The following is a 222-nucleotide window of genomic DNA, read 5'->3' as shown; positions in this document are numbered from 1 at the left end:
TGATGCCGTAGATCAGCTTGGACGAGATGTCCGCGATCGAGAACAGCAGCTGGCGCACCACCACCACGTCGCCGGTGAAGCCCAGCTGCGGCAGGGCGTAGGCGATAGGATAGAGGCCCCAGGTGGCAAGGAAATACCACCAGATGTTCTTCGGCCACGTCTGCAATTGCGCCGGGCTAGTCTGCACGCCGCGCGTGATCACGCCGCGCACTTCCACGATAA

At 62.2% G+C, this 222-nt stretch carries 1 protein-coding gene; it reads right to left on the bottom strand.

Going from position 1 to position 222, the window contains the following annotated elements:
- On the bottom strand, positions 1 to 222 hold a 222-nt coding region (locus A3736_RS17660; RefSeq protein ID WP_233999358.1), incomplete at both ends, for a bacteriorhodopsin-like.

This window comes from Erythrobacter sp. HI0063, from assembly GCF_001635685.1.
Taxonomy (GTDB): Bacteria; Pseudomonadota; Alphaproteobacteria; order Sphingomonadales; family Sphingomonadaceae; genus Qipengyuania.
This window is presented reverse-complemented; position numbering and strand designations above follow the sequence as displayed.